15 protein-coding genes are annotated in these 14,817 nt (G+C 63.4%); 12 read left to right on the forward strand and 3 right to left on the reverse strand.

Going from position 1 to position 14,817, the window contains the following annotated elements; genetic code table 11:
- Positions 1-74: 74 nt before the first annotated feature.
- The 9 genes from mdcA to madM all read left to right on the forward strand — a co-directional run bounded on the left by mdcA (position 75) and on the right by madM (position 7,348).
- On the forward strand, positions 75-1,745 hold the full coding sequence (mdcA, locus tag TK06_RS23115; RefSeq protein WP_063323974.1) for a malonate decarboxylase subunit alpha: 1,671 nt from the start codon (positions 75-77) through the stop codon (positions 1,743-1,745).
- A complete protein-coding gene (locus TK06_RS23120) occupies positions 1,746-2,621 on the forward strand; it encodes a triphosphoribosyl-dephospho-CoA synthase (protein WP_063323975.1) in 876 nt (291 codons plus the stop codon).
- Positions 2,621-2,920, forward strand: a complete 300-nt coding sequence (locus TK06_RS23125) for a malonate decarboxylase subunit delta (protein WP_003206454.1) — start codon at positions 2,621-2,623, stop codon at positions 2,918-2,920. The genes TK06_RS23120 and TK06_RS23125 overlap by 1 nt, the downstream gene beginning before the upstream one ends.
- The gene (locus tag TK06_RS23130) at positions 2,913-3,764 is read left to right on the forward strand and encodes a biotin-independent malonate decarboxylase subunit beta (RefSeq protein WP_063323976.1); all 852 of its coding nucleotides are present in this window, start codon (positions 2,913-2,915) and stop codon (positions 3,762-3,764) included. Before TK06_RS23125 ends, TK06_RS23130 begins: the two co-directional genes overlap by 8 nt.
- Positions 3,761-4,564: a biotin-independent malonate decarboxylase subunit gamma gene (gene mdcE, locus TK06_RS23135; protein ID WP_063323977.1), complete on the forward strand. Its 804-nt coding sequence runs from the start codon at positions 3,761-3,763 to the stop codon at positions 4,562-4,564. The genes TK06_RS23130 and mdcE overlap by 4 nt, the downstream gene beginning before the upstream one ends.
- The gene (locus tag TK06_RS23140) at positions 4,558-5,181 is read left to right on the forward strand and encodes a malonate decarboxylase holo-ACP synthase (protein ID WP_063323978.1); all 624 of its coding nucleotides are present in this window, start codon (positions 4,558-4,560) and stop codon (positions 5,179-5,181) included. The genes mdcE and TK06_RS23140 overlap by 7 nt, the downstream gene beginning before the upstream one ends.
- The gene (gene mdcH / locus TK06_RS23145) at positions 5,178-6,098 is read left to right on the forward strand and encodes a malonate decarboxylase subunit epsilon (RefSeq protein ID WP_063323979.1); all 921 of its coding nucleotides are present in this window, start codon (positions 5,178-5,180) and stop codon (positions 6,096-6,098) included. The genes TK06_RS23140 and mdcH overlap by 4 nt, the downstream gene beginning before the upstream one ends.
- Positions 6,099-6,165: 67 nt before the next feature.
- Positions 6,166-6,582: a malonate transporter subunit MadL gene (gene madL, locus TK06_RS23150; RefSeq protein ID WP_063323980.1), complete on the forward strand. Its 417-nt coding sequence runs from the start codon at positions 6,166-6,168 to the stop codon at positions 6,580-6,582.
- 1 nt (position 6,583) lies between these two features.
- A complete protein-coding gene (gene madM / locus TK06_RS23155) occupies positions 6,584-7,348 on the forward strand; it encodes a malonate transporter subunit MadM (RefSeq protein ID WP_063323981.1) in 765 nt (254 codons plus the stop codon).
- 114 nt (positions 7,349-7,462) lie between these two features.
- On the opposite strand, the gene TK06_RS23160 is transcribed toward madM, so the two are convergent.
- Positions 7,463-8,377 (reverse strand): LysR family transcriptional regulator, encoded by a 915-nt coding sequence (locus tag TK06_RS23160; protein WP_014340651.1) that lies wholly within the window; start codon positions 8,375-8,377, stop codon positions 7,463-7,465.
- Between the two features lie 313 nt (positions 8,378-8,690).
- On the opposite strand from TK06_RS23160, the gene trhA reads away from it, so the two are divergent.
- On the forward strand, positions 8,691-9,308 hold the full coding sequence (gene trhA / locus TK06_RS23165; protein WP_063323982.1) for a PAQR family membrane homeostasis protein TrhA: 618 nt from the start codon (positions 8,691-8,693) through the stop codon (positions 9,306-9,308).
- Positions 9,309-9,348: 40 nt separating this feature from the next.
- Here trhA and TK06_RS23170 read toward each other — a convergent pair whose 3' ends face one another.
- Positions 9,349-10,068: a 16S rRNA (uracil(1498)-N(3))-methyltransferase gene (locus TK06_RS23170; RefSeq protein WP_063323983.1), complete on the reverse strand. Its 720-nt coding sequence runs from the start codon at positions 10,066-10,068 to the stop codon at positions 9,349-9,351.
- Between the two features lie 206 nt (positions 10,069-10,274).
- Positions 10,275-11,681 (reverse strand): adenosylmethionine--8-amino-7-oxononanoate transaminase, encoded by a 1,407-nt coding sequence (locus TK06_RS23175; protein WP_063323984.1) that lies wholly within the window; start codon positions 11,679-11,681, stop codon positions 10,275-10,277.
- Positions 11,682-11,905: 224 nt separating this feature from the next.
- On the opposite strand from TK06_RS23175, the gene TK06_RS23180 reads away from it, so the two are divergent.
- Both TK06_RS23180 and TK06_RS23185 read left to right on the forward strand, forming a co-directional pair.
- Positions 11,906-13,669: a flavin monoamine oxidase family protein gene (locus TK06_RS23180; protein WP_063323985.1), complete on the forward strand. Its 1,764-nt coding sequence runs from the start codon at positions 11,906-11,908 to the stop codon at positions 13,667-13,669.
- Between the two features lie 590 nt (positions 13,670-14,259).
- Complete coding sequence (locus tag TK06_RS23185) at positions 14,260-14,811, forward strand: cytochrome b (RefSeq protein ID WP_063323986.1); 552 nt, start codon at positions 14,260-14,262, stop codon at positions 14,809-14,811.
- Positions 14,812-14,817: the final 6 nt, after the last annotated feature.

Genomic DNA, 14,817 nt, shown 5'->3' on the forward strand with positions numbered 1-14,817 from the left:
CGCTGAGCTTGATTGATGCCCTCGCCACAACACTCCTAAGGTAACCCCCACGACAGCGAACCCGTGGAGTGGTCATGACAACAACAATATCCCCCGACTCGCGCTGGACGCGGCGACGCAGCGAAAAGCAGCGGCGTCTCGAGCTGGTGAAGGGGCTTGCCGACGGTGTGGTGTTGCCCACCGACAAGATCGTTGCAGCGTTGGAAGCGTTGATCCTGCCCGGCGACCGCGTGGTGCTGGAGGGCAATAACCAGAAGCAGGCGGACTTCCTTTCCCGCTCCCTGGCGAAAGTCGATCCTTCGAAGCTGCACGACCTGCACATGATCATGCCCAGCGTCGGCCGGTCCGAACACCTGGATCTGTTCGAACGCGGTATCGCCCGCAAGCTCGATTTCTCCTTCGCCGGCACCCAGAGCCTGCGCATCAGCCAGTTGCTGGAAGACGGCCTGCTGGAAATCGGCGCGATCCACACCTACATCGAGCTCTACGCCCGGTTGGTGGTGGACCTGATTCCCAACGTGGTGCTCTCGGCCGGTTTCATGGCCGACCGTGCCGGCAATATCTACACCGGTCCCAGCACCGAAGACACGCCGGCGCTGATCGAACCGGCGGCGTTCAGTGACGGCATCGTCATTGTCCAGGTCAACCAGTTGGTGGACGACGTCAGTGACCTGCCGCGCGTCGACATTCCGGCGTCCTGGGTCGATTTCGTGGTGGTGGCCGACAAACCGTTCTACATCGAGCCGCTGTTCACCCGTGACCCGCGCCACATCAAGCCTGTGCATGTGCTGATGGCGATGATGGCGATCCGCGGGATCTACGAAAAACACAACGTTCAATCCCTCAACCACGGCATCGGTTTCAACACCGCCGCCATCGAACTGATCCTGCCGACCTACGGTGAATCCCTCGGTTTGAAGGGCAAGATCTGCCGTAACTGGACCCTCAATCCTCACCCGACCTTGATCCCGGCCATTGAAAGCGGCTGGGTCGAGAGCGTGCATTGTTTTGGCACTGAGTTGGGCATGGAAAACTATATCGCCGCCCGACCGGATGTGTTCTTCACCGGACGTGACGGCTCGCTGCGCTCCAACCGCATGGTCTGCCAATTGGCCGGACAGTACGCGGTGGACCTGTTCATCGGCGCCACTTTGCAGGTGGACGGCGACGGCCATTCCTCAACGGTGACGCGCGGTCGATTGGCCGGTTTTGGCGGTGCGCCGAACATGGGGCACGACCCACGCGGTCGCCGCCACGGCACGCCGGCCTGGCTCGACATGCGCCATGGCGATGGCGAGGCGCCGTTGCTCGAACGCGGCAAGAAGCTGGTGGTGCAGATGGTCGAGACGTTCCAGGAGGGCGGCAAACCGACCTTCGTCGAGACTCTCGACGCGGTGGACGTGGCGAAGAAAGCCGGCATGCCCCTGGCGCCGATCATGATCTACGGCGATGACGTCACCCATTTGCTCACCGAAGAGGGCATCGCCTACCTGTACAAGGCCCGCTCTCTGGAAGAGCGCCAGGCGATGATCGCGGCTGTGGCCGGCGTCACTGCCATTGGCCTGCGCCATGACCCGAAAGACACCGCGCGCATGCGCCGCGAAGGGTTGATCGCTTTGCCGGAAGACCTCGGCATCCGTCGCACCGACGCCACCCGCGAGTTGCTCGCGGCCAAGAGCGTGGCCGATCTGGTGGAGTGGTCCGGTGGCCTCTACAACCCGCCCGCCAAGTTCAGGAGCTGGTAAATGCACGCCTTTAACCTGCAACCGAAAAAACTGTCCTTGGCCGAACGTCTGGCGGACATGGCGGTGGATGCGCTGATCGACGAGGCCGACCTGTCGCCCAAACCCGCCCTGGTGGACCGGCGCGGCAACGGCGCCCACACCGATCTGCACCTGGGCCTGATGCACGCCTCGGCGCTGTCGCTGTGGCCCGCGTTCAAGGCCATGGCCGAAACCGCTCTTGATTGTGGCGAAATCGGCCTGCCATTGCGCGAAGCCCTCGGCCGGATCGGCCGTGAAGGTGAAGCCGCGATGCTTGCCACCACCGGCGGCGTGAACACCCACCGTGGCGCGATCTGGGCCTTGGGCTTGCTCGTGGCGGCGACGGCGCTGGAGCCTGAATCCAATGCTCCAGGCGCAGTCACCCTGAGGGCTGCGCGCCTGGCCTTGCTCAACGACCGCTATGCGCCCCAGCCCTTGAGCCATGGTGCCCAGGTGGCTCAGCGCTACGGCGTACGCGGTGCCCGGGAAGAAGCGCAACTGGCGTTCCCGGCGGTGACCGGCCTCGGCCTGCCGCAACTCAAGCGCAGCCGCGCGGCGGGGGCGGGCGAGCAGAACGCCCGGCTCGATGCCTTGCTGGCGATCATGACTACCCTGGCCGATACCTGCGTGCTCTATCGCGCCGGCGAGCCGGGTTTGCAGGCCATGCAACAGGGTGCCAAGGCGGTGCTCGATGCCGGTGGCAGTGCGAGCCTGGGCGGACGCCGCCAGTTGCACGCCCTGGACCAACAACTGATTGCCTTGAACGCCTCGCCCGGCGGCGCTGCCGACCTGCTCGCCGCCTGCCTGTTCCTCGATCGTATCGAACGCGGCGATGGCCTCTTCCCTGGAGTGTGCTGATGGAAACCTTATCCTTTGAATTCCCCGCCGGGCAGCCGCCACGAGGGCGGGCGCTGGTGGGCTGCGTCGGCTCGGGCGACCTGGAAGTGCTGATCGAACCCGGCCTGGCGGGCAAGTTGACCATTCAGGTGCAGACCTCGGTCAACGGCAGCGAACAACGCTGGCAGCACCTGTTCGCCCGCATGTTCGACGGCCAGACACCGCCGGCCTTGTCTATCGACATCCACGATTTCGGCGCAACCCCCGGCGTGGTGCGTTTGCGCCTGGAGCAAGGCTTCGAGGAGATCGGCCATGACTGACAGTGCAGCGTTGCTCAACAAGCACAGCTTCGTCGAGCTCGGCGCCCGGCAGCGGGCCAAGGCCTTGCTCGATGACGGTACGTTCCGCGAACTGCTCGACCCGTTCCAGCGGATCATGTCGCCCTGGCTGCTGCGCCAGGGCGTGGTGCCGCAAAGCGACGACGGTGTGGTGATCGCCAAAGGCAGCCTCGATGGCCTGCCCGTGGTGATCGCCGCCATCGAAGGCGCGTTCCAGGGCGGCAGCCTCGGTGAAGTCGGCGGGGCGAAGATTGCCGGTGCGTTGGAACTGGCCGCCGAGGACAACCGCAAGGGCATCCCGACCCGCGCCGTGCTGCTGCTGGAAACCGGCGGCGTGCGTTTGCAGGAAGCCAACCTCGGGTTGGCGGCGATTGCCGAGATTCATTCGGCGATTGTCGACCTGCGCCAATACCAGCCGGTGGTCGGCGTGGTGGCTGGCAGCGTCGGCTGCTTCGGCGGCATGTCCATCGCCGCCGGGCTGTGCAGTTATCTGCTGGTGACCCAGGAAGCGCGGCTGGGCCTCAACGGCCCGCAAGTGATCGAGCAAGAGGCCGGGATCGATGAATACGACTCCCGCGACCGGCCGTTCATCTGGAGCCTGACCGGCGGTGAACAACGTTTCGCCACCGGCCTGGTGGATCGTTATGTCGCCGATGATGTGGCGCGGATCCGCCAGCAGGTCAGCCAATTGCTGCACCTGGGCGTTCCCGCGCAACACCGCAGTGGCCAGGCCGAGCTGTTCCTGCAACGCCTGGCCCGTTTGGACACTGAAGTGCAAATCGAGCCGGCCACGGTTCGTCAGCTGTATCAGGGAGAACGCCCATGAACTCGTATTCATTGAGAGGCTTGCGCTGGTTCGAAGCCTTGAGCGGCGGCGCCAAACCGTTGGAAGGCTTGCCTGCTTCGTTGAAGGTCGCGGACGTCACGCTGGGCGGGCAACACGTGCGCCTGCTGGCGGTGGTGGCGGATCCCGACAGTCGTTTTCCCCGTGCCCGCAATGGCGAGGTGGGTTTGCTCGAGGGTTGGGGCCTGGCCAAGGCCGTGGACGATGCCATCGACGCCGACCGCGGTGCCCCTCACAAGCGTGCGTTGATCGCCATTGTCGATGTGCCGAGCCAAGCCTATGGCCGGCGCGAAGAAGCCCTCGGTATTCATCAGGCCTTGGCCGGTGCGGCGGACAGTTATGCGCGCGCGCGGTTGGCCGGGCATCCGGTGATCGGCTTGTTGGTGGGCAAGGCGATGTCCGGAGCGTTTCTGGCCCACGGCTACCAGGCCAATCGGCTGATTGCACTGCGCGATCCGGGGGTGATGGTCCACGCCATGGGCAAGGCCTCGGCGGCGCGGGTGACCCTGCGCAGCGTCGAGGAGCTTGAAGCCCTGGCCGCCAGCGTGCCGCCGATGGCCTATGACATCGACAGCTTTGCCAGCCTGGGGTTGTTATGGGAAATTTTGTCGGTGGAGCAAATCGAACAGCCCTTGGTGGAGGATCTGACGCGGGTAACGGATTGTCTGCTCCAGGCGATTGAAGATGTCGAGGCGGGGCCGCGTGATCTGAGCGGCCGTCTGGGGGCGTACAACCGCATCGCGTCGAGCCGGGTTCGCCAACTGCTGAGAGAGCAGTGGTGAGTACGTATCTGGCCCATGACCTGCTCTGGGGGCTGACCCCGGAGCAGTTGGCTGCGGATGCGCCAACATGGGTAGTCGAGTCGATCACCGCCGGTCAACCGGTGGTGGTGCGGCGCGCACTGACGGCACCGGATCAAATCGCGGTCGGCGTGCGCGGGCGCTTGCGCGAGCAGCGTTATGCAACCTCGATGGCGATCGCGGCAACTGCCCGTCGCGTCATGCCAGAAGACCTTTGTCACGTTGCCTCGACTCGCGACTTGCCAGCCCTGCAAGCGCTGTCCCGCCTGCGTCCGCTGCTCGATGCCAGTGGCTGGACGTGGGGCGTCAGCGGCAGCGCCGGGTTCGAGCTTGCCACGGGTATCGAGGCGCTGCATGAACGCAGCGACCTGGATTTGATTCTGCGGGTGCCGCATTTTCTCGATCGTCTCCAGGCCGGGGAATTGCTGGCGCAACTGGATGCCTCGGTTTGTGCCGTGGATATGCAGTTGCAAACACCCTGCGGTGCCGTCGCCTTGCGCGAGTGGGCGGGTTCGTCGCGGCGGGTCTTGCTCAAGGACGACGTGCAGGCACGGCTGGTGAGCGATCCTTGGCAGCCTGCATTGGAGCAAGTCGCGTGAGCAGTCTCTTTGTCTTTCCCGGCCAGGGTGCGCAGCGCGCGGGCATGCTCCAGGGCCTGGCGCCGCAAGTCCTTGACGAGGCGACTGACGTGCTCGGTGAGGACGTGTTGCAACTGGACAGCGCCGAAGCCTTGCAGTCGACCCGCGCCGTGCAGCTGTGTTTGTTGATCGCCGGTGTGGCGGCGGCCCGTCAACTGCTGGAGCAGGCACCTGCCCCGGACTACGTGGCGGGACTGTCCATCGGTGCTTATCCGGCGGCGGTGGTGGCCGGGGCGCTGGGGTTCGAGGATGCTTTGCGGCTGGTCAGCTTGCGGGGCGAATTGATGCAGCAGGCGTATCCGCAAGGCTATGGCATGACCGCGATCATCGGCCTCGACCTCGCGGCAGTGGAGGCATTGCTGGCGCAGGTGCACAGCGACCACACTCCGGTCTACCTGGCCAACATCAACGCGGATAACCAGGTGGTCATCGCTGGCAACGATGAGGCCATGAACAACGTTGCCAGGCAGGCGCGCAGCCTGGGCGCCGGGAAGGCCTGTCGGCTGGCGGTGAGCGTGCCGTCCCATTGTCCGTTGCTGGAAGCACCGGCCCGGGCATTGGCCCAGGCATTTGCCGACGTGTCGTTGAAGGCACCGGCCTTGGGTTATCTCAGCGGTAGCCGCGCGCGACCGCTGATCGACACCGAGGCTTTGCGCGACGACCTGGCGTTCAACATGTGCCGCGTGGTGGATTGGCGCGGCACCGTGCAAAGCGCCTACGAGCGAGGCGTGCGACTGCAGATCGAACTGCCGCCCGGTGCGGTGCTGACCGCCCTGGCGCGCCGGGTATTCGAGCAGGGCACTGTCATGGCTTTCGACGGCGCCCGGCTCGACACCTTGCAGGCGCTGTTGCGTGAGGAGGGAAACCGCCAACCCTAAACCACCGACTCAAGCTGGCGAAGCACAAAAACAACAACTTCGACGATGCACTTTGAGGACTACAACAATGATTATCTACGGTGTGGCGCTGTTGGCGATCTGTACGCTGACAGGGGTGATCCTGGGCGACATGCTCGGGGTGTTGCTGGGTGTCAAATCCAACGTGGGCGGGGTCGGCATTGCCATGATCCTGCTGATCTGCGCGCGGTTATGGACACAAAAGCGCGGCGGCATGACCAAGGACTGCGAGATGGGCGTCGCCTTCTGGGGCGCCATGTACATTCCGGTGGTGGTCGCGATGGCCGCGCAACAGAACGTGGTCACGGCCCTGCACGGTGGCCCGGTGGCGGTGCTGGCGGCGATTGGTTCGGTGGTGCTTTGCGGTTGCACCATTGCGCTGATCAGTCGGACCCACAAAGGCGAACCCTTGCCCGATGAACCGGCTGAACTCACGCCGCTCGGCACCCCTGTAGGAGGCCGCTGATATGTGGGATCTCATCGAGAAAGGCCTGGAACATAACGGTCTGGTCACGGCGTTCGCGTTCGTGGGCGTGATCATGTGGGTGTCGGTGGTGTTGTCCAAGCGCCTGACCTATGGCCGGGTCCACGGCTCGGCGATTGCCATCGTCATCGGCCTGGTACTGGCCTGGGTCGGCGGAACCATGACCGGCGGGCAGAAAGGCCTGGCGGACCTGTCGCTGTTTTCCGGCATTGGCTTGATGGGCGGGGCCATGCTGCGTGACTTCGCCATCGTTGCCACGGCGTTCGAAGTGCAGGCCACCGAAGCGAAGAAGGCCGGGCTGATCGGAGCCATCGCGTTGTTGCTGGGGACGATCCTGCCGTTCATCGTCGGTGCGAGCATCGCCTGGGTGTTCGGTTACCGCGACGCGGTGAGCATGACCACCATTGGCGCGGGGGCGGTGACGTACATCGTCGGGCCGGTGACCGGGGCCGCGATTGGCGCGACGTCGGATGTCATGGCGCTGTCGATTGCCACCGGGTTGATCAAGGCGATCATCGTGATGGTCGGCACCCCCATGGCGGCACGCTGGATGGGCCTGGATAATCCGCGCTCGGCCATGGTGTTTGGTGGTTTGGCCGGGACGGTGAGTGGGGTGACGGCAGGCTTGGCGGCGACGGATCGGCGGCTGGTGCCCTATGGTGCGTTGACGGCGACCTTCCACACCGGGCTGGGGTGCTTGCTCGGGCCTTCGTTGTTGTACTTCATTGTTCGTGGGATTGTCGGTTAATCGGCGACTGCTTTTGTGGCGAGGGAGCTTGCTCCCGCTGGGCTGCGCAGCAGCCCCAAAAGAGCGGGTGCTACGCACCCGAGCGGGAGCAAGCTCCCTCGCCACAATAAGGTTTCAGGCCTGGCGATTGGCATACATCCGGCACTCAGCCAACAGCGCCAGCAGATTCGGATCACGCTCCTTGGCCTTCAGGAACACCACGCCAATGCGCTGTTGTAGCCGATACCTTTCCTGCAACGGGATCAATTTCACCCGGTTTTCATACACCGCTGCAATTCGTCCCGGCAGCAACGCGTAGCCCACCCCGGAGCTGACCATGCTCAGCAGGGTGAAGATGTCGTTGACCTGCATTGCCACCTTCGGCTCGAACCCCGCCTGCTTGAACACCCGGATACCGTCCTGGTGCGTGGCAAAACCCTGGGTCAAGGTGATGAACGTCTCGTCGCGCACCTCGGCCAGATCGACCTCGCTGCGCTGGGCAAAGGGTGAATCAGCTGGCGTGGCGAGGAAGATGTCGTCGGAAAACAGCTCGATATGCTCACAGTCCGGGTCGTTCACGCTGTCGTCCAGGGAGATCAGGATCGCGTCCACTTCCATGTTCTTGAGCTTGTAGAGCAGGTCGATGTTCGAGCCCAGGATCAGGTCGATATTGAGCTCGCTGCGACGGATTTTCAGGCCCATGATCAGTTGCGGCACGGTCTTGACCGTCAACGAATACAGCGAGCCGAGCTTGAAGCGTTCGGCGGAGAAACCAGCGGCTTCGCGGGTCAGGCGTACGCTTTCGACCACGTCCTGGATCAGCTTCTGCGCCCGCTCTTCCAGCACGTAAGCGCTTTCCAGCGGCGTGAGGTTGCGGCCTTCGTGCTTGAACAACGGGCAGCGCAGGGCGCTCTCCAGCGAGTGAATGGCCCGGTGCACACTGACATTGCTGGTCTGCAACTCGGCTGCCGCCCGCGCCAGGTTGCCGGTGCGCATGAAGGCCAGGAACACCTCGAGTTTCTTCAGGGTCAATTCTTCGTCGATCAGCATGGGGTGGGCTCTTATTCGTATCGCCCGATTGTGCCCCAATTGGCCTTTGTAGCGAGGGGATTTAGCTGTGATGAATATCCAGTGGCGGAACACTAATCTGTGGCGAGGGAGCTTGCTCCCGCGCGGCCGGGCTGGCGCTCCAGTGCGCAGCGCCCGCTCTTTTTGGGGCCGCTTCGCAGCCCAGCGGGAGCAAGCTCCCTCGCCACTGAAACCTCACTGCACTTGAGTATTGGCAGGCTGCAAGCAAACCATTGCACTTTGCCGCGCCAGGCCTGAGCCTTGGCGTCTGCTCTGGAATGTGAGGTGGGACTGGATGTATCACGGAGAACGACTCAATGCCTGGACGCACTTGGTCGGGGCGGTCGCGGCTTTTATCGGGGCGGTGTGGTTGCTGGTGATTGCCGGGATGGCGGGCGATCCGTGGAAGATCGTCAGTGTGGCGATCTACGGGTTCACCCTGCTGGTGCTGTACAGCGCTTCGACGGTTTACCACAGCGTGCGCGGGCGCAAAAAAGCGATCATGCAGAAGGTCGATCACTTTTCGATCTACCTGCTGATCGCCGGCAGTTACACCCCGTTCTGCCTGGTGACCCTGCGCGGGCCGTGGGGCTGGACCTTGTTCGGGATCGTCTGGGGGCTGGCGCTGATCGGGATACTGCAGGAGATCAAGCCACGCTCCGAAGCGCGGATCCTGTCGATCGTCATCTACGCGGTGATGGGCTGGATCGTGCTGGTGGCGGTCAAGCCGCTGCTGGCGGCCCTGGGCAACGCCGGGTTTGCCTGGCTGGCCTCGGGCGGCGTGTTGTACACCGTGGGCATTATCTTCTTCGCCCTCGACCATCGGCTGCGCCACGCCCATGGCATCTGGCACCTGTTCGTGATCGCCGGCAGCCTGCTGCACTTCGTGGCGATTCTGTTTTATGTGCTCTAACCCCTGAGCAACCTGGATTCAATGTGGGACCTGCGGCGGCTTAGAAATCCCCCCACAACTGCTGCGCCACCGCCAGCGCCACCACCGGCGCGGTTTCGGTGCGCAGCACGCGAGGGCCGAGGCGGGCGGCTTGGTAGCCGGCGGTCTTGGCCTGTTCGACTTCGGCGTCCGACAAACCGCCTTCAGGACCAATCAGGAACGCCAGTGTCGACGGTTTGTCATGGCTGGCCAGCGGCTCGGCCACCGGATGCAGCACCAGTTTGAGCTCGGCCTCGGTCTGCTTCAGCCAGTCGGCCAGCAGCAGGGGTGGGTGGATGACCGGCACGCTCGAGCGCCCGCATTGCTCGCAGGCGCTGATTGCCACCTGGCGCCAGTGCAGCAGGCGCTTGTCGGCGCGCTCGTCCTTGAGGCGCACTTCGCAGCGTTCGCTGAAAATCGGCGTGATCTCGCTGACCCCCAGTTCCGTGGCTTTCTGGATCGCCCAATCCATGCGCTCGCCCCGGGACAGGCCCTGGCCGAGGTGGATGCGCAGCGGCGATTCAGGTTGTCCGGCGAACTGCTCGTCCAATTGCACCCGCACGCGTTTCTTGCCGACTTCGGCCAGGGTGCCGCGAAACTCCTGGCCCGAGCCGTCGAACACCTGCACCGCATCGCCTTCGGCCATGCGCAGCACACGGCCGATGTAGTGGGCCTGGGCCTCGGGCAGTTCGTGGTCGCCGAGGCTCAGGGGCGCGTCGATGAAGAAGCGAGACAGTCTCATGTCGGATCTCTGAAAAAATTAACGGTGCTATGAGGCCCCCCACACCTGTGGCGAGGGGATTTATCCCCGTTGGGCTGCGAAGCAGCCCCAAATACATCCAGCGCGATTTGCCTGAAGCACCGGGGTATCCGGTTTTAGGGCTGCTGCGCAGCCCAACGGGGATAAATCCCCTCGCCACAATGGTGTTCCAACAGTGCATCGGAGTGTCAGCCCGGGTCGCGATAACCCGGATGAAAGTCCTTCGGCACCGCCACGCTGACCTTGTCCCGCGTGGCGATGTCGATGCCTTCGCTGGCGACTTCTGCCAGGAAGTCGATCTGCTCCGGGGTAATGACATACGGCGGCAGGAAATACACCACGCTACCCAACGGACGCAGCAACGCGCCGCGCTCCAGGGCATGCTGGAACACCGTCAAGCCACGTCGCTCCTGCCATGGGTAGGCGGTCTTGCTGGCCTTGTCCTTGACCATCTCGATGGCCAGCACCATGCCGGTCTGGCGCACTTCGGCGACGTTCGGGTGATCGGTCAGGTGCGCGGTGGCGCTCGCCATGCGCTGGGCCAGGGCCTGGTTGTTTTCGATGACGTTGTCGTCCTCGAAGATATCCAGCGTCGCCAGGGCCGCCGCGCAGGCTAGCGGGTTACCGGTGTAGCTGTGGGAGTGCAGGAAGGCGCGCAGGGTCGGGTAGTCGTCGTAGAACGCGCTGTAGACCTCGTCGGTGGTCACGCACGCCGCCAGCGGCAGGTAACCGCCGGTCAGGGCCTTGGACAGGCAGAGGAAGTCCGGTGTGATACCGGCCTGCTCACAGGCGAACATCGTCCCGGTACGGCCAAAGCCGACGGCGATTTCGTCGTGGATCAGGTGCACGCCATAGCGATTGCAAGCCTCGCGCAGCAACTTCAGGTACACCGGGTGGTACATGCGCATGCCGCCGGCGCCCTGGATCAGCGGTTCGACGATCACTGCCGCCACCGTGTCGTGGTGCTCGGCCAGGGTCTGTTCCATGGCCGCGAACAGGTTGCGCGAATGTTCTTCCCAACCCATGCCTTCAGGGCGGTGGTAGCAATCGGGGCTCGGCACCTTGATCGTGTCCAGCAGCAACGCCTTGTAGGTTTCAGTGAACAACGGCACATCGCCCACCGACATCGCCGCGATGGTTTCGCCGTGGTAACTGTTGCTCAGGGTGACGAAGCGCTTCTTGTCCGGCCGACCGCGATTGATCCAGTAGTGGAAGCTCATCTTCATCGCCACTTCGATGCAGGACGAGCCGTTATCGGCGTAGAAGCATCGGGTCAGGCCTTCGGGCGTCATCTTCACCAGGCGTTCGGACAGTTCGATCACCGGCTGATGGCTGAATCCAGCCAGGATCACGTGTTCCAGCTGATCGACCTGATCCTTGATGCGCTGGTTGATGCGCGGGTTGGCGTGGCCGAACACGTTGACCCACCAGGAGCTGACGGCATCGAGATAGCGCTTGCCTTCGAAATCTTCCAGCCACACGCCTTCACCGCGCTTGATGGGGATCAGCGGCAGCTGTTCGTGATCTTTCATCTGGGTGCAGGGATGCCACAGCACCGCGAGGTCGCGTTGCATCCACTGGTTATTCAGGCCCATTAACAGTCTCCTCGAGGCGGCTCGCGGCGGGCGCGGGCAAAACAATCGCGCAAGCCTATGCAATGGCGGCCCCGGGGACAACCCATTGTGTCATTGCGGCGACTTTGAGCGAGGCGATAGACGCCGCTGGCGGCGCTTTGATGGCTGTCGTATTCTTCGCGGCTCTTCTGGGCTGTCTGGCTCGAAAAACTGAAATTACCTACGTTTACTCCGGAGTTCGTTGAATGTCTGCTGGTTGGCTGCGCGCCTGTGCGCTGGTGATGATAGGGCTGTTCAGCGTTTCGGCGCTGGCCAAGGACAAGCAACCGACGGCCATCGTCATCGGCGGCGGCCTCGCGGGACTCACGGCGGCCTATGAGCTGCAGAACAAAGGCTGGGTCGTGACCCTGCTGGAAGCCAAGCCGAGCCTGGGCGGTCGTTCGGGCATGGCCACCAGTGAGTGGATCGGCAACGAGAAGACCCAGCCGGTGCTGAACAAATACGTCTCCACATTCAAGCTGAGCACCACGCCGGCGCCGGAGTTCGTGCGCACCCCCAGCTACCTGATCGATGGCACCTACTTCACCGCTGCGGACCTGGCGACCAAACAGCCGGCCACGGCTGAAGCCCTCAAGCGCTACGAAACCACCCTGGACGAACTGGCGCGCTCCATCGAAGACCCGCAGAACCCCGCGGCCAACAACACATTGCACGCGCTGGACCAGATCACCGTGTCCAACTGGCTCGACCGTCTGCAACTGCCGGCCACGGCGCGGCAGTTGGTGAACCAGGAGATTCGCACCCGTTACGACGAGCCTTCGCGTCTGTCGCTGCTGTATTTCGCCCAGCAGAACCGCGTCTATCGTGGCGTGTCCGACCGCGACCTGCGGGCCTCGCGCCTGTTGGGTGGCAGCCCGACCCTGGCCCAGGCGTTCGTCAAGCAACTGAAAACCATCAAGACCAATTCGCCCGTGTCGGCCATTTCCCAGGACAAGGACGGGGTGACCGTCAAGGTTGGCGCCGTTGGCTATCAGGCTGACTACGTGGTGCTGGCGGTGCCGCTGCGGGCGCTGAACAAGATCCAGTTGACCCCGGCCCTGGATGCCCAGCATCAAGGCGCGATCAAGGGCACCAACTACGGCTGGCGCGACCAGATTATGCTCAAGTTCAAGACCCCGGTCTGGGACAGCAAGGCGCGCATGTCTGGCGAGATCTACAGCAACACTGGCCTGGGCATGATGTGGATCGAGCCGGCCATGAAGGGCGGCGCCAACGTGGTCATCAACCTGTCCGGCGACAACGCCCGGGTGATGCAGGCTTTCGGCGACAAGCAGATGGTCGACCAGGTACTGATCCGTCTGCACGCGTTTTATCCCCAGGCCCGTGGCGCGTTCACCGGTTATGAAATCCGCCGCTACAGCACCGACCCGTCCATGGGCGGCGCGTACCTGGCCTTTGGTCCGGGCCAGATCAGCAAATACTGGCGCCTGTGGGAAAAGCCGTTGCAGCGCGTAGCCTTTGCCGGTGAACACACCGACACCCTGTATCCGGGCACCCTGGAAGGCGCGCTGCGCAGCGGCCAGCGGGCCGCCAGCCAGGTTGAAGACCTGGCGGCGGGCAAGTCGTTTGAACCGGCCAAGGTCGCGCCTGCTGCAACGGCGGCAGCTGCCGGTGCCGTGGCGGCGAAGAAGGGCAACTTCTTCAGCAACCTGTTCGGTGGCTCGGATGACGAGAAGAAGCCGGAGCCGGTCAAGGCACCGGAGCCGGTAGCGCCGCCTCCAGCGCCTGCACCGACACCCGCCCCAGCGCCTGCCCCGGTAGCGCCACCCGCGCCTGCCCCGGTGAAAGTCGAACCCGCCAAGAAAGCCACGGCCAAGCCTGCGGCGAAAAAACCGGCGGCCAAGACCCCAGCCAAAAAAGCCCCGGCCAAGGCTCCGGTAAAAAAGGCCGAGCCGGTGAAGAAGCCAGCAGTCAAACCGACGACGGCTACTGAGACGAAGGCTCAGTAACGATCAGGCGGAAAGAACGCGGCTCAAGGACCTAATGCTGTTCACTTAAGGCAATCGACAAACCCGTGGCGAGGGAGCTTGCTCCCGCTGGGCCGCGAAGCGGCCCCAAAACCTGCCAAATGCGGAGCACCAGGCACACCGCACCCGCCGGTTTACGACTGCTTCGCAGCCGAGCGGGAGCAAGCTCCCTCGCCACGGATTCATCGCTTTTCTTAAGTGAGCAGCACACCCAGAGCCCGGCGTTGTACAACGAGCGCCAACGTCCTATACGCCGCGGCGATATATCGGAAACTTCCCACCTATTAACAGGATGGAAGTGATAGAGCGCACCAGTCATCGGCCCTAGGCTCCTTAATACACATGCTTCATGGCACAAAAAACGCCGTGAGCAGGCTGCGATAGGGCCCTTTCAATCACGCGATTACTGCTTGCGCCGGTCGCAATCTCCCACCATCTCCCCTTTAATCTTTCCTTAACCCACCTCTCCCAGACTGATCATCGTATTTCTCGATATTTCAAAGCGAAAATTTCCGCTTTAAATCGATAGATAACTCGCTAGTCTTGGACGCAGTTTTTACAGGATATGAGCAATGCAGCTACGCAACTCTTCTTCTCGTTATGGCTGGGTCAGTATCACCCTGCACTGGGGCATTGCGCTGGTGGTGTATGGGTTGTTCGCCCTAGGCCTGTGGATGGTCGGCCTGGATTACTACAGCACCTGGCGCAAAGACGCGCCAGACCTGCACAAGAGCATTGGCCTGGTGCTGCTGGCAGTCATGTTGCTGCGGGTGATCTGGCGTTTCGTCAGCCCGCCGCCACCGACCCTGCAAAGCTATGGGCGCCTCACCCGTATCGGCGCCAAGCTTGGCCATAGTGCTCTGTATCTCGGGTTGTTCGCCGTGATGATCGCCGGTTACCTGATTTCCACCGCAGACGGTGTCGGGATTCCGGTGTTTGGTTTGTTCGAAGTCCCCGCGCTGGTGTCCGGACTGCCCGATCAGGCAGACGTCGCTGGCGAGATTCACCTGTACCTGGCATGGGCGTTGGTTATTTTTTCCGGCCTCCATGCGTTGGCAGCATTGAAACACCACTTTATCGACCGTGACGCGACCCTCAAGCGAATGCTGGGGCGCCAAGCCTGATGTTCA

It is taken from the genome of Pseudomonas fluorescens, assembly GCF_001623525.1.
In the GTDB taxonomy this organism is placed as follows: domain Bacteria; phylum Pseudomonadota; class Gammaproteobacteria; order Pseudomonadales; family Pseudomonadaceae; genus Aquipseudomonas; species Aquipseudomonas fluorescens_Q.